The organism is Psychrobacter sp. 4Bb (assembly GCF_002836735.1).
In the GTDB taxonomy this organism is placed as follows: domain Bacteria; phylum Pseudomonadota; class Gammaproteobacteria; order Pseudomonadales; family Moraxellaceae; genus Psychrobacter.
This window is the reverse complement of sequence record NZ_PJAS01000054.1, coordinates 50189-73124: the sequence shown is the minus strand read 5'-3', so window position 1 is coordinate 73124 and position 22936 is coordinate 50189. Positions and strand designations below refer to the sequence as shown.

21 protein-coding genes are annotated in these 22936 nt (G+C 43.5%); 10 read left to right on the top strand and 11 right to left on the bottom strand.

What is annotated here, in order from left to right; translation table 11 throughout:
• Positions 1-94: 94 nt before the first annotated feature.
• Positions 95-679, top strand: a complete 585-nt coding sequence (gene ruvC, locus CXF60_RS04845; RefSeq protein WP_057760973.1) for a crossover junction endodeoxyribonuclease RuvC — start codon at positions 95-97, stop codon at positions 677-679.
• Between the two features lie 145 nt (positions 680-824).
• Here the strand turns inward: ruvC and CXF60_RS04840 are convergent, their stop codons facing one another.
• From CXF60_RS04840 to CXF60_RS04825, 4 genes are all read right to left on the bottom strand, one after another.
• Positions 825-1775, bottom strand: a complete 951-nt coding sequence (locus CXF60_RS04840; RefSeq protein WP_102091013.1) for an META domain-containing protein — start codon at positions 1773-1775, stop codon at positions 825-827.
• A gap of 486 nt (positions 1776-2261) precedes the next feature.
• Entirely contained in the window at positions 2262-2924 is a 663-nt protein-coding gene (locus tag CXF60_RS04835) for a glutathione S-transferase family protein (RefSeq protein WP_102091012.1), read from the bottom strand.
• Between the two features lie 257 nt (positions 2925-3181).
• Complete coding sequence (locus tag CXF60_RS04830; protein WP_075107566.1) at positions 3182-3820, bottom strand: peroxiredoxin; 639 nt, start codon at positions 3818-3820, stop codon at positions 3182-3184.
• A gap of 392 nt (positions 3821-4212) precedes the next feature.
• Positions 4213-5952, bottom strand: a complete 1740-nt coding sequence (locus CXF60_RS04825) for a glutamine--tRNA ligase/YqeY domain fusion protein (protein WP_102091011.1) — start codon at positions 5950-5952, stop codon at positions 4213-4215.
• Positions 5953-6245: 293 nt separating this feature from the next.
• Between CXF60_RS04825 and CXF60_RS04820 the strand changes: the two genes are divergently transcribed.
• Together CXF60_RS04820 and CXF60_RS04815 are read left to right on the top strand one after the other, a co-directional pair.
• A complete protein-coding gene (locus tag CXF60_RS04820; protein ID WP_057760980.1) occupies positions 6246-6761 on the top strand; it encodes a peptidylprolyl isomerase in 516 nt (171 codons plus the stop codon).
• 123 nt (positions 6762-6884) lie between these two features.
• Positions 6885-7739 carry a UDP-2,3-diacylglucosamine diphosphatase gene (locus CXF60_RS04815; protein WP_102091010.1) on the top strand — a complete coding sequence of 285 codons (855 nt, stop codon included), beginning with the start codon at positions 6885-6887 and terminating at the stop codon, positions 7737-7739.
• Positions 7740-7859: 120 nt separating this feature from the next.
• On the opposite strand, the gene orn is transcribed toward CXF60_RS04815, so the two are convergent.
• Positions 7860-8447, bottom strand: coding sequence for an oligoribonuclease (orn, locus tag CXF60_RS04810; RefSeq protein ID WP_057760984.1), 588 nt, complete (start codon positions 8445-8447; stop codon positions 7860-7862).
• Between the two features lie 230 nt (positions 8448-8677).
• Between orn and rsgA the strand changes: the two genes are divergently transcribed.
• The 4 genes from rsgA to secB all read left to right on the top strand — a co-directional run bounded on the left by rsgA (position 8678) and on the right by secB (position 11726).
• Positions 8678-9781 (top strand): ribosome small subunit-dependent GTPase A, encoded by a 1104-nt coding sequence (gene rsgA, locus CXF60_RS04805; protein WP_057760985.1) that lies wholly within the window; start codon positions 8678-8680, stop codon positions 9779-9781.
• Positions 9782-10002: 221 nt separating this feature from the next.
• Entirely contained in the window at positions 10003-10458 is a 456-nt protein-coding gene (locus tag CXF60_RS04800) for a rhodanese-like domain-containing protein (protein WP_057760987.1), read from the top strand.
• Positions 10459-10817: 359 nt separating this feature from the next.
• Positions 10818-11081 carry a glutaredoxin 3 gene (grxC, locus tag CXF60_RS04795; RefSeq protein ID WP_021813631.1) on the top strand — a complete coding sequence of 88 codons (264 nt, stop codon included), beginning with the start codon at positions 10818-10820 and terminating at the stop codon, positions 11079-11081.
• Between the two features lie 192 nt (positions 11082-11273).
• A complete protein-coding gene (gene secB, locus CXF60_RS04790) occupies positions 11274-11726 on the top strand; it encodes a protein-export chaperone SecB (protein ID WP_057760989.1) in 453 nt (150 codons plus the stop codon).
• A 192-nt stretch (positions 11727-11918) separates the two neighbouring features.
• Here the strand turns inward: secB and adk are convergent, their stop codons facing one another.
• The 6 genes from adk to CXF60_RS04760 form a co-directional block, all read right to left on the bottom strand.
• Positions 11919-12572, bottom strand: coding sequence for an adenylate kinase (adk, locus tag CXF60_RS04785; protein WP_180952604.1), 654 nt, complete (start codon positions 12570-12572; stop codon positions 11919-11921).
• Positions 12573-12906: 334 nt separating this feature from the next.
• Positions 12907-14187 carry a c-type cytochrome biogenesis protein CcmI gene (gene ccmI, locus CXF60_RS04780; RefSeq protein ID WP_102091009.1) on the bottom strand — a complete coding sequence of 427 codons (1281 nt, stop codon included), beginning with the start codon at positions 14185-14187 and terminating at the stop codon, positions 12907-12909.
• Positions 14184-14741 carry a cytochrome c-type biogenesis protein gene (locus tag CXF60_RS04775; RefSeq protein ID WP_102091008.1) on the bottom strand — a complete coding sequence of 186 codons (558 nt, stop codon included), beginning with the start codon at positions 14739-14741 and terminating at the stop codon, positions 14184-14186. The genes ccmI and CXF60_RS04775 overlap by 4 nt, the downstream gene beginning before the upstream one ends.
• Complete coding sequence (locus CXF60_RS04770) at positions 14738-15415, bottom strand: DsbE family thiol:disulfide interchange protein (protein WP_102077874.1); 678 nt, start codon at positions 15413-15415, stop codon at positions 14738-14740. Before CXF60_RS04770 ends, CXF60_RS04775 begins: the two co-directional genes overlap by 4 nt.
• 1 nt (position 15416) lies before the next feature.
• Positions 15417-17447, bottom strand: a complete 2031-nt coding sequence (locus CXF60_RS04765) for a heme lyase CcmF/NrfE family subunit (protein WP_102091007.1) — start codon at positions 17445-17447, stop codon at positions 15417-15419.
• Positions 17448-17727: 280 nt separating this feature from the next.
• Positions 17728-19062, bottom strand: a complete 1335-nt coding sequence (locus CXF60_RS04760) for a DUF445 domain-containing protein (RefSeq protein WP_101206367.1) — start codon at positions 19060-19062, stop codon at positions 17728-17730.
• 493 nt (positions 19063-19555) lie between these two features.
• Between CXF60_RS04760 and mrdA the strand changes: the two genes are divergently transcribed.
• From mrdA to rplM, 3 genes are all read left to right on the top strand, one after another.
• Positions 19556-21541 (top strand): penicillin-binding protein 2, encoded by a 1986-nt coding sequence (gene mrdA, locus CXF60_RS04755; RefSeq protein ID WP_102091006.1) that lies wholly within the window; start codon positions 19556-19558, stop codon positions 21539-21541.
• 69 nt (positions 21542-21610) lie between these two features.
• Complete coding sequence (rsmD, locus tag CXF60_RS04750) at positions 21611-22297, top strand: 16S rRNA (guanine(966)-N(2))-methyltransferase RsmD (RefSeq protein ID WP_102091005.1); 687 nt, start codon at positions 21611-21613, stop codon at positions 22295-22297.
• 210 nt (positions 22298-22507) lie between these two features.
• Positions 22508-22936, top strand: coding sequence for a 50S ribosomal protein L13 (rplM, locus tag CXF60_RS04745; RefSeq protein WP_057761004.1), 429 nt, complete (start codon positions 22508-22510; stop codon positions 22934-22936).

The following is a 22936-nucleotide window of genomic DNA, read 5'->3' as shown; positions in this document are numbered from 1 at the left end:
TCAGTGCTACTAGCAGTAGGCTAAGCGAGTCTGACTCCATATCCGATTTCTATAGGACTGAATATAAAATGACAGGTAAGCAAGACGGAATATTATGGCAATTATTATAGGCATTGACCCAGGGTCACGCATGACTGGTTATGGGATAGTACAGCAGACAGGTGACAAGCTGACCTATATCGATGCAGGGACGATTCGTACAGATACCAAAGAGATGCCTGAACGCCTCAAGCGTATCTTTAATGGACTAACCCGTATCACACAGCATCATTTAAAATACGCAGACGAGCCTATCTATACAGCGATTGAGCAAGTATTTATGGCAGAAAACCCTGACTCTGCACTTAAGCTTGGGCAAGCACGAGGTGCAGCGATTGCCGCGATGGTGGCTTTAGATTTAGAAGTGTCAGAATATACGGCTCGACAAATCAAACAAGCCGTCTGTGGTTATGGAGCGGCGGCCAAAGAACAAGTACAAGAGATGGTGTGCCGGATATTAGCGTTAGAAGTCGTACCGCAACAAGATGCTGCCGATGGTCTTGCCTGCGCCATCTGTCATGCTCACTCAAGCCATTCAATGAACAAACTGATATTGAATAGCGCTATGCGTGGTCGCGGTGCTTCCAAGAAAAAAGGCCGTTGGCGCTTGACTGAAGAAGATTTGGGTAACTTACGTTAAAGATCAGCGTTAAAATAGCTAGGTGTTAGAGCAAACAATCGTCAAAATAGATAAACAGCAAATTAGACACCCCATAAAAAACACGCGCTACTAGACGCGTGTTTTTTATAACTATGAGCATTTCAAATGCTCAAACTACAGTAAACTACTCTACAACGGCACTTTCAATCACAGCATCTAATATATAAGCATACTTTTCATCAGCAGTATCATCTTTAGTTGGCTCACTGGTCTCTGATAATTCATCAATGTTTAGCGGGTAGCGTTGTAAGCGTAATACTTCTTCGTGTTTGCTGTCATGCTGATAGCCATCAATCTCACCAACGAATACTCGCCACTGTCCTTCGTGAGTTTTAATGCCCTGATCATTATAAGTAATAGGCTTAACTTGTAGACACTGCTCAGAGTTACCTGCTTCGCAAGGTAATGTTTCGGAGTTTACTGCCCAAAATACTGTTTCACCCTTACTGTTATATTTCGCTTGTGCAGTAAGCCTACCATTCCAAACCAGAGTCACATCATCGTCAGTAAACTGGGTCAATACTGGGTTATCGCCTTGATCAATTTTGAACTCACTACTGCCCTGCATCAACGTATTCAAGGTGTTTTCAGCCACATCTAGCTCGCCACAAGACATCTTCGTACTCATACCCTCTTCAGTAGTTAAGGTATGCGCTTTTAATTGATAGCCAGCACTAATCGTATTACAGCCTACACTATAGCTTAGCGTGTCTTGCCCCTGATATTGGTTGAATGCAAGCGTTACCTGGCTATTTATTTTCGCAAATTCAGCCACAGGCTGTTCATTGGCGTCGACTGCGTTTACTAACGTCCAGCGATGATGAGATAAGGTGGTCGTCAGCTTGTCTTGAGTGGTTAATTCAACAGGTTCAGATTCGTCTGATGTATGGCTCATACTAGATACCAGACCTTCACTTACGGCTGAGTCTGTCATCTCGCCAGCTTCAGCACCCTGCGATGTATCATTCTCGCTAGACGCCGCTTCTTTTTGACACGCACTTAGCATCAGGCTAACTGCCATCATACTGGGTAATAGCAGTAATTTTAACGTTGGCTTATTTCGGCTACCTACCATATTACATACCTCTTAGTAAGCTTGTACAACTTATCTCGCGTACCATCTATATTTTAAAAAACCTATTCAAAAGAAGTCATAATTTAAAAACAGTCCTCTTTAATAAATAATTTAGAAACATAATTGATATAACTAAGCTAGACTAACCACTATAACCTTGGCACTATTAACCTATGTAACGAAATGTTGATTTTTATTATATTTCATAAAAAAACAGCTAACGATTGAGGTTAGCTGTTTTGCTTTATAGCGATCAATTTACCAAATAGGTTAATAGATAAGTTTTATGATTTAAACTATTTTTCTAGGGCGTGTCCTCATTTTAAAAATGGTGATAAAAATGAGATAAATGGCAGTCAAACAAGGAAAATAGCGCAGATAATATCGAGATATTAGTCAGCTATTTGACGCCATTTGGCAAGATTTAGCCATTTTTAACCCATTTAGATAACTATCGATTGAATTGAGGACACGCCCTAGAACCTTTTAGTCATTCACACTGGCAGGTTTGGCTTTAGCCATATTTTTAATACTGAAGCGTTCATTCATCTTTTGATAAAAACGAGCCAGGTTTTCGCCTTGTTCATTAGGATTAATTTTTAATACTTTACCAAAATCCAAACTTAGATATAGGACGATATCCGCAAAACTTAATTGCTCACCTACTAGGTATTCACGACCTTCTAATATCGTCTCAAAATATGCCATGGCTTTGACCGCACGAGCAATTGATGGTGCGACGAACTCTGGCACTTGCTCAACACGTTGAGCTTTAGATGGATGGCTGTGTTGAAACGCCAGCATAAAGTTATACAGCACTTCAAATTCAGCAATACGGCGCATAGAGCACACTTGCGCACGCTGCACCACATCATTGCCCATCACCGAGCGCTCGCCATACACGCGGTCAAGATACTCACATACCGCTTGTGAGTCATTGAGCACCGTACCATCATCTAGCGTTAGTACCGGCACTGTCTGCATTGGATTCATTTTAGTAAATTCATCTGACATCTGCTCATCAGCCGCAAAGTCAATGTCTACTAAGTCGATATCATCTATATCATCGACATCGATACCTTTCGATGCTAATAGAATAAGTGCTTTACGTGGATTGGGGGCAGTACGAGTGACGTATAGTTTTTTCATGGCAAACTCCTTGTAAGTTGGACTCAAAGCGACTTAGCGCTGATAGGCTTTATTATGGTTATTGCATATAGCGTATGGCTCAGAATATCAACACGCTATATAACAGTTATAGCCTACTCTGCTCATCATAGCAAAACCTTATTGAGCTCGCTGTTCTGATGAGAGTTTGAATAACAAAAAGCCCCATAACATTCCGTTATAGGGCTTTTAATTTTTGAGCAATTCTTAATCACTTATCAATACCACATGCATTTAACTTATTTGTTAGGCGCAGGTGTGGTACGTAAATAAGGCTTAATTTCGGTATGACCTTTAGGATAATTAGCAGCGATATCTTCGTTTTTCACGCTTGGAGGAATGATAACGTCGTCGCCATCTTTCCAATCAACAGGCGTTGCTACGTTATATTCATCAGACAATTGCATCGCATCAATCACACGAATAATCTCATCAAAGTTACGGCCACAGCTGGCTGGATAAGTCAGTGTTAAGCGTACTTTTTTCTTAGGATCAATAATAAACACACTTCTGACCGTCGCTGTATTGTCAGCATTTGGATGAATCATGTCATAAAGATCTGCAACCTTGCGCTCAGGGTCTGCAATGATAGGGAAATTGACAGCAGTACCTTGGGTTTCTTCAATGTCACTTACCCAACCTTTATGATCTTCTAAACCATCAACCGATAGCGCAATTGGTTTAACATTGCGCTTCTGGAACTCACCGCCTAGTGCTGCGGTACGACCAAGCTCAGTGGTACATACTGGCGTATAATCTGAAGGATGTGAGAAAAAAACCACCCAATGATCGCCTGCCCACTCGTGGAAATTAATATCGCCTTCTGTGGTCGCAGCGTCAAAGTTTGGTGCGGTATCGCCTAAACGTAAATGTGCCATGCTTGATTCCTTAGCTATGTGAATGAACGCTTATATCGACACGTCGGCCTCGCGTTCTATTATTGTCATCGACGTGCTCAGCTATCAAATATAACATAAAGCACATCCGTAAAAACTGACTTTATCTTAACAAACTGGTTATGAATGTCTTGTGACGGATTGTAATGCGGCTATTCCATTTACCTCTAAGCTGATGGACAAATTTTTTAATGAATTTTATGGACAAGTAGCTTTGATAAATAATTAAACCACCATACCTGCATCCCATAAGCAAAACTCGCACTATAATCATACTTAACTTTATATCTACACACAAAAAAGCCCATCCCTAGCTTACTAGAAATAGGCTAACTTGCAAACTACTATTGTTCAGTATTATTTCAAAACATCTATTAAGCTGGCTTATAGCTATCGCGCAAGCTAACGATTTGGTTAAAGACTGGATTATCAGTGCTGTGATCTTCGCTATCGGTGATAAAGTACCCTTCACGCTCAAACTGGAAACGCGTGCCAGCATCAGCATGGGCTAAAGATGGCTCAACGACAGCATCCAGCTCAGTGAGCGAGTCAGGGTTTAGCGCTTGATGGACATCAGCGACGCCACTTGGGTCCTCAGCACTGAATAGCTGCTCATACATGCGCACGGTCGCTGGTACACCTTGACTGGCTGATACCCAATGAATCACGCCTTTGACCTTACGGCCTTCAGGATTGTTACCTAGCGTTGCGGGATCAATCGTCGCTTTTAGCTCAACAACATTGCCACTCTCATCAGTGATATGCTCAGTGACGGCTAACACGTAAGTATTACGCAGACGAATCTCTGGCTTTTCTGGAGACAGACGCTTGTAGCCTGCTGGCGGTTCAATCTCGTAATCACCTTGGTCGATGTATAGCGTCTCGGTAAATGGAATCTCACGCTCACCCATATCGACGTTAGGATGGTTCGGCTGAGTCAACCAAAGTGTCTGAGTCGCATCGTCAAAACGCGCATTAACGCTATCGGCTTTTTGCGACTCCCAGCTGCTGACCGCCTCGCTAAAGTTAGTGATCGTCACTTTCAATGGCTTTAGGACTGCCATACCGCGACCAGTAGTTGTCTCTAACGATTGACGAACACTAAACTCTAGTAAACGGAAATCAACCACGCTATCCGCTTTGGTCACACCCACACGCTCACAAAAATCGCGCAAGCCCTCTGGCGTATAACCACGGCGGCGCATGCCAGCGACGGTCGGCATACGGGGATCGTCCCAACCACTGACGATACCTTCATCTACCAGTTGCTTTAGCTTACGCTTACTGGTCAATGTATGGTCAACGTTTAAGCGGCTAAACTCGTACTGATGCGGCGGTACGTCAAAGCCGATTTTTTCGATGACCCAATCATAGAATGGACGATGATCTTCAAACTCAAGCGTACATAATGAATGGGTAATTCCTTCTAACGCATCCGAGAGTGGATGAGCAAAGTCATACATTGGATAAATGCACCATTTATCACCAGTCTGATGATGCGCTTGATGCATCACGCGATAGATAACAGGATCACGCAGGTTCATATTTGGGCTGGCCATATCAATCTTGGCACGCAAAATAGCCTTTCCTTCAGCGTATTTACCGTCTTTCATATCGTTGAAAAGCGCTAGGTTTTCTTCAACACTGGCATCACGATATGGTGAAGGCGTTCCCGCTTCATTGAATGAACCACGGTTTTCTTTGATTTGTTCAGGGGTTTGCAAATCAACATAAGCGTCGCCTTGCTCAATCAACTGGATTGCCCATGCATGCAACTGATCGAAATAACCTGAGGCATGATGCGCCTCGCCTGCCCACTCAAAACCTAACCACTGCACATCTTTTTTAATATTGTCGATGTAATCTTGCTTTTCAGCGGTTGGGTTGGTGTCATCAAAACGTAGGTTGCACACACCGCCAAACTCTTTGGCCACACCAAAGTTTAAGCAGATAGATTTTACGTGGCCTAAATGCAGGTAGCCATTTGGCTCAGGCGGAAAGCGCGTTACAATTTGCTGGTATTTTTGCGCATTGACATCGTCACGAATGATATTACGAATAAAATCGTTTTTTGCTTCGTCTTTTTGTGCATTGTTGCTTGAGTGATCACTCATCGGGCATTGCTCCTAACGCAAATTGTCAGTTCATGGTGCGTGCCATCACGCATCACGAAACGTTTAAACTAAGGTGTTAAAATAAAGCGAGAATATTAAAACTTAGATAGTGCGACCGCATTATCAAAATTTATCAAAAATAGGTAAAGTTGCGTTATTCTATCAGGTTTCGCAAACGCATTAACAGCCTGATACATGACACGGGATAAAAAAGCCGTTAGACTACCCGTAACTTTTTAACCACCACTCACAATAGTGCTATTTAAGGCGCTGCAATCAAAAAGGAATATCTCATGGTAGACATGCCACCAGTAGTAGAACTTGAAACCAATATGGGTGCGATCGTTATCGAACTCAACGAAGAAAAAGCACCGAAAACCGTAGAAAACTTTTTAAACTACGTAAAATCTGGTCAGTATGACGGTACAATTTTCCATCGCATCATTGATGGTTTTATGATTCAAGGCGGCGGAATGGACGCTGAGATGAATGAAAAACCAACCAATGCGCCTATCGAAAACGAAGCGGACAACGGCCTGAAAAATGACAAAGGTACTATCGCAATGGCGCGTACCCAAGATCCGCATTCAGCGACTAGCCAGTTCTTCATCAACGTAAAAGACAACGACTTCCTAAACCACTCTGGCAAAAACATGCAAGGTTGGGGTTACACCGTATTTGGTAAAGTAACAAGCGGTATGGACGTTATCGAAAAAATGCGCAGCGTACCAACTGGTCGTTTCGGCATGCATGCTGATGTGCCAAAAGAGCCAGTTGTTATCAACTCAGCAACTATCATTACTCAGTAATAGTCATTCCATAGCAGCTACTCAGTAATAGTTACTTAGCGATAGCTGTGAATGAGCGAGCATTTTTTAGTATAATTTATTAAATCATGCTCGCTATACGACAAGTCACGAGGACCAAGATAAATGCAAAGTTTTAATCACTTAATCACGACCCGCCCTCATCAAGTGCGGCAAGTATTGATTAGCGATTTGCATTTATCGCCTCAGGAGCCTGCCTTAGTGCAGGCTTTTTTGGCGCTATTAGATGACTGTCTAGCGCTACCAGCGCTCAAACACCTTTTTATATTGGGTGATTGGTTTGAGGTGTGGCTAGGTGATGATACGTATTTATCGTTGTCAGAAGACGAGCAGATAGCGCACTGGTTGACTCCCCTTATCACCAAACTCAAGCAGCTACGTATCAATGGCTGTAAGATATTGGTCATGCACGGTAATCGTGATTTTTTATTGGGTCAGCCGTTTTGTAATCTGTTCGGCGGTGAGCTTATCAACGAGCCGTATACTTTGCCTATTGGTCAGCAGAATTACCGCTTAGAGCACGGTGACGCACTCTGTACTGATGATAAGAAATATCAGTTCTTTCGCAAAATTATGCGCAACCGTTTAACTCAGTGGTATTTGCTTAATAAGTCATTAGAAAAACGCTTAGCCATCGCAGACAACATGCGCAGAAAAAGCCAACAGAATAATGCTCATAAAGCTGCTCATATCATGGATGTGAATGATAAAGCTGTACGTCAAGCCATTACTACTAGCGATGCATTATTACACGGACATACTCATCGTCCAGACATTCATCAGGCGACGGCTGATAAAAAGCGCTACGTGCTTGGCGACTGGCGATTGTTAGATAAAGACACCCGTCAACCAAAAGTCAGTGCTGTGATTGGCGCAGTAACAGATAACGAGCATTCAAATGACAGCTTTAGTAGTAATGATGCAGAGTTTGGATTGTTTGAGTTTACAATGCTTGTTTGATTTTATCGTTGAACCTAGCTTAAAAACAAAAAGGGGTCTGTTGAAATATCAACAGACCCTTTTTATGTTTACTACAATTCTTTGCCTACACTTTTAAGTAGCTTATCTTTTGCTTGCTTTTTAAGGTATTAACTTAAAGAAATGCTGACGGTAGTGTTTTAACTCACGGATAGAATCACGAATATCGTCTAGGGCTAAGTGACTGCCACCTTTTTCGAAATTCTTTAAGATATCAGGCCGCCAGCGGAAACAAAGCTCTTTAATTGACGACACATCAAGATTGCGATAATGGAAAAACCGCTCAAGCTCTGGCATTTGGCGCGCCATAAAGCGACGATCTTGGCAAATAGAGTTACCACACATTGGCGACTTACCACTATCAACCCATTTGTTTAGGAACTTGATGGTCTCCGCTTCGGCTTCTGCCAATGTCACCGTACTACGACGTACACGATCGACTAATCCTGATTGACCATGCTGCTTGGTATTCCAGTCATCCATTTTATTTAAGACTTGATCTGATACCTTGATAGCAAACACAGGCCCTTCAGCAAGTACATTCAAATCTTCGTCAGTAACGACAGTAGCAATCTCGATAATCTCATCGTTTAAGGTATCAAGTCCGGTCATTTCTAAATCAATCCACACCAGCCCTTTTTTGCCTTGATTTTTGATTTTAATCTTGTTGGGATGGTCACCGGTAGTCATACAATATCCTATGGTCATTAAATTTTGGGACAGTTTTAAACATAATTTAAAAAACGTATTGCGGTTGAATACTCATATTCAGGCAGGTTTGTCATGCACTGATTGATTCAAAAAATCTAGCAATCAGCCAAAATATTACAAAACCACTGTCTGCCGCAGACGCTTTAGGCTGTATGTTAGCAAATTTTCACGCTACACTTAGCAATATTTTTATAATAGGTCAAAAACCCATGGCATTAATCCGGCAACGCAAACTGACTAAACAACAGATTCGTCGCATCGACAAGCAGCAACTGTCTAATCAAGATAGTATTGATGACAGTTTGATGGATGGCGTGGTCATGGCGCATTACGGTAAGCAACTAGAAGTACAAGTCACTAGCCTGCCAGCTGTCATACCTGAGCAGCCAGAGATTGCCCCTGATGATCCTGAGCCGTTTTGGCAAACGCTTGAATTGAATGATATTTGGCGCTGTCATGTGCGTACCAATCTACCGATGCTAGCTGCTGGCGATCAAGTACGCTGGAATGCTGACTCTAATACTGGTTTTGGTCGTATCGAAGCGGTCAAACCGCGTACATCGCTGGTTTCTCGTCCTGACCGCTATCATAAGCTCAAACCTGTTGCCGCCAATGTCGATATTTTGGCAATTGTTTTTGCGCCACTGCCTGCCGCCGCGCCAACGCTGATCGATCGCTATCTTGTGGTATGCCATCATGCAGGTGTCAAACCACTGTTGGTACTTAATAAAGCCGATCTGTTGGCAGAAGAAAACGGTGTGGATACCAATGAGCTATTGGCGCAGTATGCCGCGCTTGGCTATGAAAGTGTTCTAACTTCGGTCGACTGCCCTGAAAATATCGCTGAGAGCGATGAGCAAGAAGGTCTTGATGAACTAAAACGCTATATAGATAAAAAGCTGGTCATCTTCGCGGGTCAATCTGGCGTCGGAAAAAGCAGTTTAATCAATGCCCTTCTGCCTGACTCTGGACAGAGCGTCAATATTATCTCACAAAACTCTAAGCTCGGTCAGCACACCACGACGACCAGTCGACTGCTGCCATTTAACCCAGAAGACCTTACCCAAGGCGGTATCGTTGATACACCAGGGATTCGTGAATATGGTATTTGGCATCTTACTCCTGACGATATTATTTCAGGCTTCGTTGAGCTAGCACCATTGGCCGGCGGTTGCCAATTCCGTGACTGTCGCCATACTCACAACAGCAAAGGCTGCGCACTATGGCAAGCAGTAGCTGATGGTGAAGTATTGCAGCGCCGTGTTGAAAACCTCGTCACGCTACGAGAAGAGGCAGATACTAAGCCTTATTAATATTTGGCTTGTTAGTGTCCGTCTTAATTAAACACGGTCTTGTGAGTAGATATTTTTATTAGGCTGAGAAGCTCCATAGATAAGTACAATAACCGCCCAATTATTGCCCATGTCATCGCCCGTTTACTATAGATGACCTTATCGGTATAATAGCGCCTTGTTCACTATCATTGGGCTGTCTTCTCAGCTTAATAGAACACTTATTTTTTTGGAGGTATGGTTTGGATCGTGCGCTGGAATTTGTGGGCAACCACCCGTTTTTATTTGGTATATTAGCCGTACTTGCTATACTGTTTTTTACGATTGAAAACAAACGTAGCGGTAGAAAAATATCGCCTAACACGCTTGGCATGATGGTCAATTCTCAAAACGCGCAACTTATTGATATTCGCGCTAAGAAAAAGTTTGAATCAGGCTATATTCAAGGCAGCCGTAACATACCGTTCACTGACCTCAAAGACCGCTTAGAAGAGATTCGCGCGATTGAGCAGCCAGTGATTATCATCTGCGACATGGGCGTCCAAGCAGGCGCTGCGATTCAAATGATTGGTAAAGATAGTGTCTATCGCTTAGAGGGCGGTATTGGCGGTTGGCAAGGCGCTGGCATGCCATTGGTTGGTGTAAAAGACGCCAAAGCAAAGGCTAAAGGTAAAACAAAACCAAGTCTAAGCAAGTAATAGACCTGTATAGGCACTTAAGTGAAGCGTTTATACACATCGCTTAGCTGATGTTTGTGTGACCTGACTAACGTTATCAGTGCTACCAATGCTATCAAAAAGACACCTTTTTATTGGGTGTCTTTTTTTGTGGTTTATTTTTTATGTTCTATTTATCATGTTTTATAGCACTAAAATACGTTTTGCGCCAAAACGGCTTGAATTTGTCATGCTCATCCCCACTTTAGTAATGAGCATCACCGAATGCATTTGTACTTTACTCGTTGATAACAGACTATACCAACGCTTAGACTATGATAATTTATCATGCTCTTTATAATACGTTTGTTATCCCATAAATTTATAAATAAGGATTTACCATGACTGTATCTGTGAAAGTTTACACTACCCCTATCTGCCCATACTGCTCAAACGCCAAACAACTACTAAAAACCAAAGGCGTTGATTATGAAGAGATCGGCATGCACGATATGAGCAGCGAAGAGCGCCAAGCGTTGATGAAAAAAACCAATAATTACCGCACTGTGCCGCAAATCTTCGTTGGTGAAACCTTTGTCGGTGGTTTTGATGAGCTTAACCAAATGAACCAGCAAGGCAAACTTGACGAACTATTAGCAGGTTAATCTGCTACCTTCCTTTACTGTCTATCTTTATTTATGTAAAGATAGGCAATGTCAGGTTTTAATAGAGCAGTAAGAAGTAATAATAAAAAATATCGAGACAATACCAAAAAATAGTCTCGATTTATATTACAATGAACTTTTATTAAAATGACGATTTGCCCAATCATTTGATTTAATTTTAGAGGATTTACCATGGCTGAAGAACAAGCACAACCACAATTGGCACTAGAACGCATCTACGTAAAAGACATGTCACTTGAAGTCCCAGGCGCTAGCGTATTCACCAAAGAGTGGAACCCAGAGCTTGATATCAATTTGTCTAGCAACGCTGAAAAACTAGATGACGATCATTATCAAATCATCCTAACTGTGAGCGTTACTGCCAAAAATGCGGAAGAAGCAGCATTTATCGCTGAAGTGCATCAAGCAGGTATCTTCTTACTAAAAGACATTCCAGAAGATCAAATCGGTCAAATCCTAGGCGCATACTGCCCTAATGTGTTGTTCCCATATGCTCGTGAAGTCATCAGCGACATCGTGACACGTGGTAGCTTCCCACAATTGCTACTAGCACCTGTGAACTTTGATCAAGCATATGCACAAAGCCAGCAGCAAGCACAAGTTGATGCTCAAGGTAATGCATAAGCATTAATTAAAATATATGAGCTCTACGAGTCGTATATTTGATAAAAGGCCGTTTACTTATAATGAGTAAGCGGTTTTTTTGTGGGTATGTTTTATGAGGCATAAAATTATCAGCCATAAAAAAACCCTGCTATTAAACAGGGTCTTCAACGACTACATCGACTGGCTAAATCAATTAGCTAACCTCGATAGTTAGCCTTTTAATGCAGACAAAATTTGCTGCTTAACGTCATCAATACCTTGCGTACCATCAAACTTGTCATAGTTAGGCGCATCATCGCCTTCTTTAGCTTTGTCTTGGTAAAAACCAACCAATGCTGACGTTTGCTCATGATAAGTAGATAGACGGTCACGAATAGTCGCTTCTTGGTCATCTTCACGCTGGATAAGCGCTTCACCAGTGACGTCATCGATGCCTTCAACCTTTGGTGGATTGTGATCGACATGATAAACGCGACCTGAACCTGGATGCTGACGACGGCCAGATAAACGGCTCACGATTTCGTCATCAGGTACACTGATTTCGATAACATGATCGATAGCAACATCAGCGTCTGCAAGTGCTTGCGCTTGAGGAATAGTGCGCGGGAAACCATCTAGGATACAACCATTCACACAATCAGGCTTAGCGATACGCTCTTTCACTAGGTTGATAATGAGGTCATCAGAAACCAAACCACCAGCATTCATGATATCTTTGGCTTTTTTGCCAAGCTCGCTACCTTCTTTAATTGCTGCACGTAGCATGTCGCCAGTTGAGATCTGTGGAATATCATATTCTTTAGAAATAAACTGGGCTTGGGTACCTTTACCGGCGCCTGGTGGTCCTAGTAAAATAATACGCATCATTACACGACTCTCCTTAATAGATAGGATTTTGGGATTAATAAAACTCTGGGATTAGTTGTTTGCAAAGCTACCTTACCTTGTGGCCCTGCAAAGCTCAAGTATTTTCATTATTGATGTGACAAGTTGGCATGACTTATCTGTTCATACATGGTCAATTCAAGATAAAAAGCAGCAGTATTGACTGCGTTTGGAGTGCCCATTTATATATCTGGGTTACCTTTATATCTCTTTTAATCAAGTCAATCATAACACTGCTGCTCGCGTCCATACTGAGCAACAGCGTCTATATAATAAATACCATTAGCGTCCAGTATTTATATTACTACTATGGCTATGGAACTTGCTGATTTATTTCCACGTTGACCTGATTTTGTTCTGCGCTGATAACCACTGGATTACCCGAGAGGTCGCCTGACTCTGCGGTAGCATTGCCACTATGACTGATACGAGCGATGACCGCTAGCTGTACTTTATCAGAACGAGCCGACCCTAGGGTACGCTCTGGCATCATAGCATCAAGATCACTTAGGCTAATAACCGCTTCGCCTTGTTTGATATTGCTAATCGGTAGACGCTTAGCCGCAAATGGTGGACCACCTTTCACGTCACGTATCGCTACAAACAGCGTATCGTCAGCTTTTACCAATGGTAACAGACTAGCATTTATTTTGACTGTCACTTCGACGCCTTCAGAGGCTTGCTGTTGCTGCATCACCACATTAGCGCTAAGCTCATCTAGACTTGATAGCGCTTGCGTATGATCACCTGGTTTGGCAGCGATACTGTCACGCAGACGTTTAATCCAGCCTTGCGCTTGATCGAAGTTGCTAGCACGTGCCTCACCCATCACCATAAGCATTTGTGCGCCCTCATGCTCTGGGTTTTTGGCCAGTATGTTTTCTAACACTCGGCGGCTATTGGCATCTAACTGACCCTTATTAGCAAAGAAACTAATCTGCGCATAAGTGGTCGCAATCTCTTCGTTATCAGGTGATAGACGATAAGCGCGCGACAAAGCCTCTAATGCCGAATCAGTCGCCTCTAATGACAAGAACAGCTCCGACAGGCGCATCCAGCGATTGTAGTCACTGGCATGACGATAGACGTTAGTCTGCATGGCACTAATCAGCTGATTACCATCTTCAATTGCCCAAGCCGGTGGCTGATCGATTCTACCTGTCAGTAAGTCATCTGCCACTTGGCCGACTTTGTCCTCAGCAGCCCACAGCTCAAATACAGGTGTGCGATCACCGACCATCAGATACGCCATAGCAGTCAATACAGGCACCCAAACCATAATAATCAATCGGCTTTTGATACCAGGCGTGACCATCGGTGACACTTCACGCTGAGCATCCAAAAGCTGACGTTCAAGCTCAAGCTTCTGGTTTTGATAGTGATGGTCATCAATGATACCACTGTCTTTGTCTGTTTTCAGCTCTGCTAGTCGCTCACGAAACACAGCAACGTTGATATCCAGCAGTTGATTGTCCACAGGCATGCTATGCGAACGCGGTGCTCTTAACCACGGCTTAATGGTGATAATGCCCAATAGTAGAGCGACAAGTAAACTTAGCGCAATAAATAAGCCAACAGTAGAAAATATGGTCATTTTTTGCCCCCAAGGCTTGTAGTGTCGTCTTTGTCATCGTTATTGGCTCGTGACAATAAGCGATCAAGTTCTGCTTTTTCAGCGGCAGACAACGCTTTGACATGGTTGTCTACTACTACACCACTCTCGCCGCTAGCGACAAGCTGACGGCGTTTACTTTGCCAAAACCAACCGACCAATAAAACGATCAATAATAATGGTGGGAAAAACCATAAAATCCATGTCGAAGGACGTACTGGTGGCTTGTAACTGATAAAGTCGCCATAGCGCTCTTGCATATAGGCTCGAATCTCGCCATCACTACGACCATCTTTTATCAAGTCATAGGTTTTTTGCTTTAAGTCTTGCGCAATTGGCGCATCAGACCCTGCCAAGTTCTGATTTTGACATTTCGGGCAGCGTAGCTCTTCGATGAGACCGCGATACTGTGCTTCTTGTTGCACAGAATCAAAATCATAAACATCAATGGCAGCAAAGCTTGCCATACTCAATAAACAAGCGATAAACAAGCTTGCTAACTTTATGGTCGCCTTTATTATTTGGTAGGCTATCATTTGCACGCCTCCGCAACTTGGCTCGGATCTGGACTGACACCATTATTACTAGCGTCATTGAGTACCATCAAGCAAGGCGTAATACGACTTTGCCAATTGCTCTCATTGATCTCACCGATGATATGCTGACGAATAATCCCATCACCATCGACGATGAAAGTCTCAGGCGCACCAGTCAGACCCAAATCTAGAGCAAACTGCCCTGACAAGTCCTGAATAGACATAGAGAACGGGTCGCCACCGCGATTCAGATACCCTAATGCATCCCCAATATCATCTTTGTAGTTTACGCCTACTAAGTTAACGCCGCGCTCTTCTAGCTTCATCAAAAAAGGATGCTCAATGATACAAGTTGGACACCAAGAGCCCCAAATATTCATGAGGAATGGCTTATCTGGCAGGTTGTCATTCGTCATGATACGACTGGTATCTGATAATAATGGCAACTCAAAGGCAGGTACTGGACGCTCAAGCGCTGTATTGGTTACGATATCAGTCGGCTTGCCCAAACGCATATAGAGCATAGCGACCAAACCAATAAAGATAACCAGCGGAATCAAAAACCCAATTTTTAGTTTTTTCTTAGTTTTTACTTTATTGCTGCTTGCAACTTTAGGGTCTTTGACAACATCTTGCTGAGCTTTTTTATCAGGTCCATTGTTTGAGGTAGTCATATTAACGCTCCCCTATCTTTGTAGCTGACGTATCCAAATCTGCAACCGTCGCAAAGCCTGATTTTTTGGCCGCGATTTGCGCAGGTGTTTTGGTTTTTTTGATACGGTAACGATTGTCTAGCATGCTGAGCAATGCGCCAAACGCCATGATAAGTGCACCCAACCATATCCAGCGGATAAGCGGTTTGACATAAATACGGAAAGCCCATTCATTGCTGTCTTCAGCAATTGGCTCACCAAGTGCTACGTAGACATCGCGCATCAAATTGGCATCAATCGCAGCCTCCGTCATTGGCATCATACTGATGATATAGTTACGCTTTTCAGGATATAACGTGGTCACTTCTTGACCGTCTTTACTGACTGTTACTTCTGCTTGCGTAGCGTCAAAGTTACTGCCTTTTACTTCACTAAAGCCTTTCACCGTAAAGTCATAGCCTTGCACATTGACATTATCGTTAGGCCCTAGTGCCACATCGCGCTCAATACTCAACGTACTGGTAAATGCCACGCCGATAACTGCAATGATAACGCCAATATGAGCGGTCTGTTGACCCCAATAACTTAGACGCAACTGACGTAAGCCGTTTAAGCGACTTGGTGCATTTTTGGTCTTGTCTTTGAAATCGACAACCATCCATAACAACACCCAAAAGCTAACCGCCAATGTGACACCGATATTTAGCATCGCTGATGGACTGGTGAAATAGGTAATAATGGCGGCCAATACCAAACTGCTCACCGCGATAACCATACCAGCACCCAATAATGGGCGGCTGTCTTGTTTCCAGCGGATATTAGAGCCCATACCCATCGCCACCAGTAGTAGCCATGTCAACGGCACAAACAGGGCGTTGAAGTATGGAGGGCCAACAGATACCTGACCTAAGTTAAAGGCATCAGCAATAATAGGGTATAGCGTACCAAGTAGTACCACTAAGGTTGAAATGAGAATAATAACGTTGTTAATCACCAAAAATGATTCACGTGAGATAAGTCGATACTGACTCTCGACCGTCAAACGCCAGCCACGTACCGCAAACATCAACAGACCACCGCCGACGATAATACCGAGGATGACTAGAATCACTAGACCACGCGTTGGATCAGCGGCAAATGAATGCACTGACGTGATGACACCTGAACGTACTAAGAACGTACCAAGCAAGCTAAGCGCAAAAGCAAAGATTGCGAGCATAATCGTCCATGCTTTAAATACACCGCGTTTTTCGGTGACAGCAAGCGAATGCAGTAGCGCCGTTCCTGCCAACCACGGCATTAATGATGCGTTCTCTACTGGATCCCAGAACCACCAACCGCCCCAGCCAAGCTCATAATAAGCCCACCATGAGCCAAGCGCGATACCGACTGTTAAGAACCCCCAAGCAGCCAATGCCCATGGACGCGACCAACGTGTCCATACCGCATCCAAACGCCCTTCCCACAGTGCTGCCATACAAAACGCAAATGGCACAACCATACCCACATAGCCCATATAAAGCATCGGCGGGTGAATAATCAAACCAAAATCTTGCAATACAGGATTTAGATCCGCGCCATCAACAGGTAGATTGGGCAATGTGCGGTCAAACGGCGATGAGGTAAAGATAAGCATCGCTAGCATCATCATCTGCACGCCTGCTAATATCACCAGCACTCGCGCACGCATAGACAACGGCAACCCACGACTGAAGTAAGAGACCAGCGCGCACCAAGTGGCCATGATGGTCATCCACAATAGCAACGAGCCTTCATGCCCGCCCCATGTCGCCGACAGCTTGTAGTACCAAGGCAGCAATGTATTGGAGTGCTGAGTGACGTAGACGAGACTAAAGTCGTTATAATAAAAGCCTGCCATTAGCGCAGCAAATGAGGTAATCATTGCCGCAAATTGCGCCCATGCCAGACTTGGCGCCAAACGCTGCCAAGCGACGTGGTCACGCATGACGCCAATGGTTGGTAGTACCACCTGCAAAATCGCTAGTATAAAAGCGGCCAGCAAGGCAAAATAACCCAATTCTGTGATTAACATACGGTCTAACCTTGTTTACCTTGGATACAATTAAGGGTTCACCGATGGCATTGCTAGCCACTGGCAAACGCTAATAGTCCTTTATGCGGTCATAGTTTACGGTTAAAAACTGAGGTTTCAATTGCTGTAGAAGCACATAAAACCCGCTACTATCATTGTGACGTATCAATATGAATGATTGATACAAAATGCTTATCTATTGTTAACTTTACATTTTCTAGTTATTCAAAGCTTATTCAATACAGCCGTTCATGACTAATTAAAAATACTTATTGATGCATTACTGCATCGAGGGGAAAAATACTAACACTAAATGCAACCAACCTGCTAGAAAACCAGTCAAACCGCCCAAAACAATTAACGTCATCTCATCCTCTCGGAAAGCGGGACGCAACAGGTTCTGAAACTCATTTGGCGTGAGCGCACGTATTCTATCGCGAAACAGACCAAATATCTTACTGGCTCGGCTTTCATTTAGCTCAGGATCTCGCAGTGGTACCATTGTTGCGACAATAGACTTGTCGATAATGGTATTTTTGAGTTGTCCATAATCACGGCGACCCAATCCCACACGTAATGTCGTACTAATCACTGGTGACTCTAGCACCGTATATAGATGCGATTTCATCAAATCACGGGTTTGCGCTGAGCGATCGCCATACATCATTTCATTCATGATGTTTTCTAGAGTGACCAAATCTTTTACCACAATTTCAGCAAAAACCTCAGAAACTTCCTCTTGGCGCTTCATGAAGCCGCCTTGTAAGCGATACTTTGCGATATGCGGTATGACAGGTTTGATAAATGGAAAGCGACTCTGCACCGTAAACAGCTTCAAATAAGGGATGAAGTGCGGCTCTACTGGATTAAACACCATCCAAATGGCAATCCAATTGGTGAGAAAACCCCAAATGGCGGCAAAGAACGGTACGGTCCAATGCTGCGGCACCACCAAAAATATAAACATCTGGATAATACCAAATACCAAACCAATCAAAGCACTAATGTGCCAGATAAAATCTATCTCTTTTTGCCCCACTTTTAGAAACATATTGACCATCAAACGACGATCATTTTCCATGGTGTTGACAATCATTTTGCGCATATCGACCAAGTCTTCGACATGATAAGTCAAATCTGTCACAAGCGACTGCATAATACTGGGCAGCTCTTTATGAGCTTGCGCATAGACACGGCGCTTTAGGGCGTAAGGCAGATTGCCCCACAATGCTGGCGAGTGATCCAGCATAATCTCATCAATCAATGGCTCAAGGTTTTTGTCCACCGTATCAGTGACAAATATCGCCATTTGCTCAGGCTCCATCGCCTTAAAAAACTCATCAAGTGAACCGAGTTTTGAGAGCGTCTGGTCAACGATAACCCCTGATATCTTGCCCGCTTTGCGCGGAACGATACCTTGCCAACCAATACCTGGTAACCCAAAAAATGGGAAGTTAGGAATACGAATACCCCAGAACTTAACCGGATAAAACAGCATCTTGAGCGCCATCCACACATGTACCCAAGTGACGAATGCCGTCACTGGTGGGATGGTCAGCATGGCAAAAAACTCTGGGTGTTCAGCTATCGTCTGCCATAATGAATTTACGTCCATGACTTATCTAGTCCCTGACAGGTTGATTGTCGTTGCTAATATTGTCGCTACTGATAACGAGACTTTAGCAAAATAAGAACGTTTCAAAAGACGCTCCGCCCATAATAACTACTATAAAATAAATCGCCTGATTTTAGCATACTTGCCATTTATTAGCACATATAGACCAGCGGCAAGTTGTGACTAAAGATGACATGGTTCATATCGTCTGCTACCCAACAAAAACCTAAATATAAGCCAGTTATTGGTCAGTAGATAATCAAGACAAAATATATGACTGAGTACTGCGCCTGCTCATTTGTTCTGTTATAATTTGTAGTGCAATAACAAAGACTACCTGCGTATAAATGACTGCATGACGATTTCACACCATACCCTTCTATGTGATTGAAACCATTTGCATTATCTTTTAGACTCACCGCACTTTGGTTAACCAACCTGCCCTCTTATTTTTCTTTTATTGACTCACTGACCGTTTGGGCTCTGATCTTCTATGAATAAACCGATAACTCCCAATACCGAACAGGTCAACAGCACCTTTACCAATCGTATTATCATCTTTGGGATTATAATATTGATTGGTTTGGGCGGTTTGATAACACGTTATGGGTATTTGCAAGTTTACGCTCATGATCAATACACAACGCAAGCCGATAACAACCGTATCAAACTGATATCTGCGCCACCTAGTCGTGGGTATATCTATGATCGTAACGGGGTAATACTGGCAGACAATCAGCCTGTATTTACAGCGATGCTCAGCCCTGATGAGGTGGAAAATCCTGAGCGTACGTTGCATCTGCTTGCGCCGATTTTTGATTTAACCGATACAGATATTACTGATATCTTGGCGCGTCTAAGTAAAAATAAAAATGACCCTGTAACGATTAAGATTGATTTAACAGAAGCACAATTGGCTCAGTTTAGTGAGCGAAAGCCATTCTTCCGTGGGGTCTCTATCCAGAGCAAGCTTACGCGCTCTTATCCTTATGATGAGCTGTTTGCCCATGTCATCGGCTATGTCGGACGTATCAATGACAAAGAGTCAAAGCGTATCGATAAAGACCGTTACGCTGGTACTGACCTAATTGGTAAGATTGGTATCGAAGATTACTATGAAGATATTTTGCTTGGGCAACCGGGTTATCAATCGGTAGAAACAGACGCACATGGTAATATCTTACGCCAGCTGGATACCAAGCCGCCGATAGCGGGTAACGATATTACGTTGAGCTTGGATTATGGTTTGCAAACCATCGCCCAGCAGCAACTTGATGGACGCCGTGGTGCAATCGTTGCGATAGACCCAAAAAACGGTGACGTCTTGGCATTTGTTAGCAATCCAAGCTACGACCCTAACCCTTTTATATCGGGTATTTCTTTCAAAGACTACGACGATCTGCGTGAAGATTTGGATCAACCACTGTATAACCGTGCGCTACAAGGTACCTACCCACCTGGCTCTACTATCAAGCCATTTGAAGGTTTGGGCGGTATTCATTATGGTTTACGCGATTGGAACAGCACCATCTATGATCCTGGTTATTTTAGCTTACCTGGCGACACACATCGATTCCGTGACTGGAAACGTGGCGGTCATGGCACGGTAGATCTAAAAAAATCTATCGCCATGTCAGTCGATACTTATTATTATAAGCTGGCTTATGAGATGGGCATTCAGCGTCTGCACGATTGGATGGTACGCTTTGGTTTTGGTGAAGATACTGGTATTGATTTACCTAATGAAAAATCAGGCATCATGCCGTCGCCAAAATGGAAAAAAGACACTTACGATAAAGACTGGCTACCGGGCGAAACGATCTCGGTCAGTATTGGGCAAGGGTATTTCTTGGCAACGCCGCTACAGATTGCTAACGCTACGGCCATGACAGCTAGTAAAGGACATCATATTACCCCGCATTTATTAAAAAGCAGTGATGGTGCTGCGGAAGTCAAAATCATCACTAAGCCAGATGGCAAAATCGACTATAACGGTAAGCCGTCCGACTGGTTGCGTATGCATGATGCGATGGAAAGCGTGGTAGAAAACGGTACAGGACGCGGTATCTATACCCCGCGCTATCGTATCGCTGGTAAAACAGGTACTGCACAGGTGAAATCTATCGCTCAAGGCAAGCGCTATGACAAGTCAGCGATTGATAAGCGCCATTGGGATCATGCTTGGTTTAATGGTTTTGCCCCAGTAGAAGACCCGCAGATTGCCCTTGCCGTATTGGTCGAAAATGGCGGCGGTGGTAGTGCTGTTGCAGCACCTATTGGCCGTGCTCTATTTGATTACTGGGTATTACAACGCAAGACAGATCCTGTGTTACCTCCTTCTGCTGATGAGCTAAAAGTCATTAAACGCCAAAAGGCTTTTGAAAAAGCCATGCGTGATGCTATTCGTGATAAAGAAGCAAAGGCATTGGAAGAAAAAGAAGCCGCGGAAGCCGAAGCGGCAGCAGCGACATCTGAGTAACTAGACGTTTAAGTGATTAATAGTATAAAAAGCAAAACCTAGCAAAGAATTGGTAAGCGAGACACAATAATGAAAAAAGCCTCAAATGGACGCGCACCAAAGAATAACCGTAAAGCGAAAAGTGCGGCAGCGGGTGATGTACGCATTATCGGTGGTCAGTTTAAGCGCCGTATTGTAAGTTTCATCGATGCAGATGGCCTGCGACCTACCCCAGATCGCTTGCGGGAGACTTTATTTAACTGGCTACTCGCTGACATTCATGATGCCTATGTACTCGATAGCTGTGCTGGCAGTGGCGTACTAGGGTTTGAAGCGCTATCTCGCGGTGCAGCCCACACGACATTTATCGAAATCAATCCAGCACAAAGCAACATGCTACGTCAGAGTGCTGAGCAATTACGTCTTGAGTCTACTGCTTACCAAATCATCACTGGCACTGCTGAGCAAGTATTGCGTCAAAAGCAGCTGACTGCGCGTCCTTTTGATATCGTATTTATCGATCCACCTTATGCTCAGGATTTATGGCAGCCTATTTTGACTGCGCTTATTACCAATACCTTAATCAATACTGAAACACTAATTTATTTAGAAGCTGATAAAGATTTGTCAGCACAGCTTAAGCAATTGGAAGCGTCGCTAAATGAGAATTTAGACTCTCAATCAAACGTTACTCAGCAACCAATCGCTTTTGAATGTCTGAAACAAACCAAAGTCGGACAAGTTGTCGCTGGACTTTATCGTCTATCATCGTCATAATTGTCGGGTTAATGAAAGCCGTTAACGTATTTTACAAATGTTTAGAACCGCTAAAAACTGGCCGACGCTGCAGTTTAATGTATATAAGGCGAAAATAAACCCCAATGCAGCTTGCAAGCGTAGGCGCTACTGCTTATAATGTGCAGTCTGTTTTTTGAGAGCCCCGTTCCCAGCTAAACTCTCAACGAATTCTAATTTTAAGGTTTTATCATGAAAACACTTAGTGCAAAACCAGCTGAAGTGACCCATGACTGGTATGTCGTAGATGCTGACGGCAAAACCCTTGGTCGCTTAGCCACTCAAATCGCAACTCGCTTACGTGGCAAGCACAAGCCTTCTTTTACTCCGCACGTTGATACTGGTGACTTTATTGTTGTCATCAATGCTGACAAAATCACGGTAACGGGTAAAAAAGCACAAGACAAAAAGTACTATCGTCACAGTGGCTACCCAGGTGGTATTAAAGAAACCAACTTCAATAAGTTGCTTGCACATAAGCCTGAAGATGTTCTACACAAAGCAGTTAAGGGTATGCTTCCAAAGGGCCCTCTTGGCTATGCGATGATCAAGAAGCTGAAACTTTATGCGGGTACTGATCATCCACATACTGCACAGCAACCTAAAGAACTAGACATCTAA

Excerpts from the sequence above, each read along its gene's own strand:
- mrdA (WP_102091006.1), top strand. The coding sequence starts at position 19,556 with ATGAATAAACCGATAACTCCCAATACCGAACAGGTCAACAGCACCTTT.
- CXF60_RS04830 (WP_075107566.1), bottom strand. The coding sequence starts at position 3,820 with ATGGCACATTTACGTTTAGGCGATACCGCACCAAACTTTGACGCTGCG.
- CXF60_RS04840 (WP_102091013.1), bottom strand. The coding sequence starts at position 1,775 with ATGGTAGGTAGCCGAAATAAGCCAACGTTAAAATTACTGCTATTACCC.
- adk (WP_180952604.1), bottom strand. The coding sequence starts at position 12,572 with ATGCGTATTATTTTACTAGGACCACCAGGCGCCGGTAAAGGTACCCAA.
- rsmD (WP_102091005.1), top strand. The coding sequence starts at position 21,611 with ATGAAAAAAGCCTCAAATGGACGCGCACCAAAGAATAACCGTAAAGCG.
- rplM (WP_057761004.1), top strand. The coding sequence starts at position 22,508 with ATGAAAACACTTAGTGCAAAACCAGCTGAAGTGACCCATGACTGGTAT.
- rsgA (WP_057760985.1), top strand. The coding sequence starts at position 8,678 with ATGGCATTAATCCGGCAACGCAAACTGACTAAACAACAGATTCGTCGC.
- ccmI (WP_102091009.1), bottom strand. The coding sequence starts at position 14,187 with ATGACCATATTTTCTACTGTTGGCTTATTTATTGCGCTAAGTTTACTT.
- CXF60_RS04770 (WP_102077874.1), bottom strand. The coding sequence starts at position 15,415 with ATGACTACCTCAAACAATGGACCTGATAAAAAAGCTCAGCAAGATGTT.
- orn (WP_057760984.1), bottom strand. The coding sequence starts at position 8,447 with ATGACTACCGGTGACCATCCCAACAAGATTAAAATCAAAAATCAAGGC.
- CXF60_RS04835 (WP_102091012.1), bottom strand. The coding sequence starts at position 2,924 with ATGAAAAAACTATACGTCACTCGTACTGCCCCCAATCCACGTAAAGCA.
- CXF60_RS04775 (WP_102091008.1), bottom strand. The coding sequence starts at position 14,741 with ATGATAGCCTACCAAATAATAAAGGCGACCATAAAGTTAGCAAGCTTG.
- grxC (WP_021813631.1), top strand. The coding sequence starts at position 10,818 with ATGACTGTATCTGTGAAAGTTTACACTACCCCTATCTGCCCATACTGC.
- CXF60_RS04760 (WP_101206367.1), bottom strand. The coding sequence starts at position 19,062 with ATGGACGTAAATTCATTATGGCAGACGATAGCTGAACACCCAGAGTTT.
- CXF60_RS04815 (WP_102091010.1), top strand. The coding sequence starts at position 6,885 with ATGCAAAGTTTTAATCACTTAATCACGACCCGCCCTCATCAAGTGCGG.
- CXF60_RS04820 (WP_057760980.1), top strand. The coding sequence starts at position 6,246 with ATGGTAGACATGCCACCAGTAGTAGAACTTGAAACCAATATGGGTGCG.
- secB (WP_057760989.1), top strand. The coding sequence starts at position 11,274 with ATGGCTGAAGAACAAGCACAACCACAATTGGCACTAGAACGCATCTAC.
- ruvC (WP_057760973.1), top strand. The coding sequence starts at position 95 with ATGGCAATTATTATAGGCATTGACCCAGGGTCACGCATGACTGGTTAT.
- CXF60_RS04765 (WP_102091007.1), bottom strand. The coding sequence starts at position 17,447 with ATGTTAATCACAGAATTGGGTTATTTTGCCTTGCTGGCCGCTTTTATA.
- CXF60_RS04825 (WP_102091011.1), bottom strand. The coding sequence starts at position 5,952 with ATGAGTGATCACTCAAGCAACAATGCACAAAAAGACGAAGCAAAAAAC.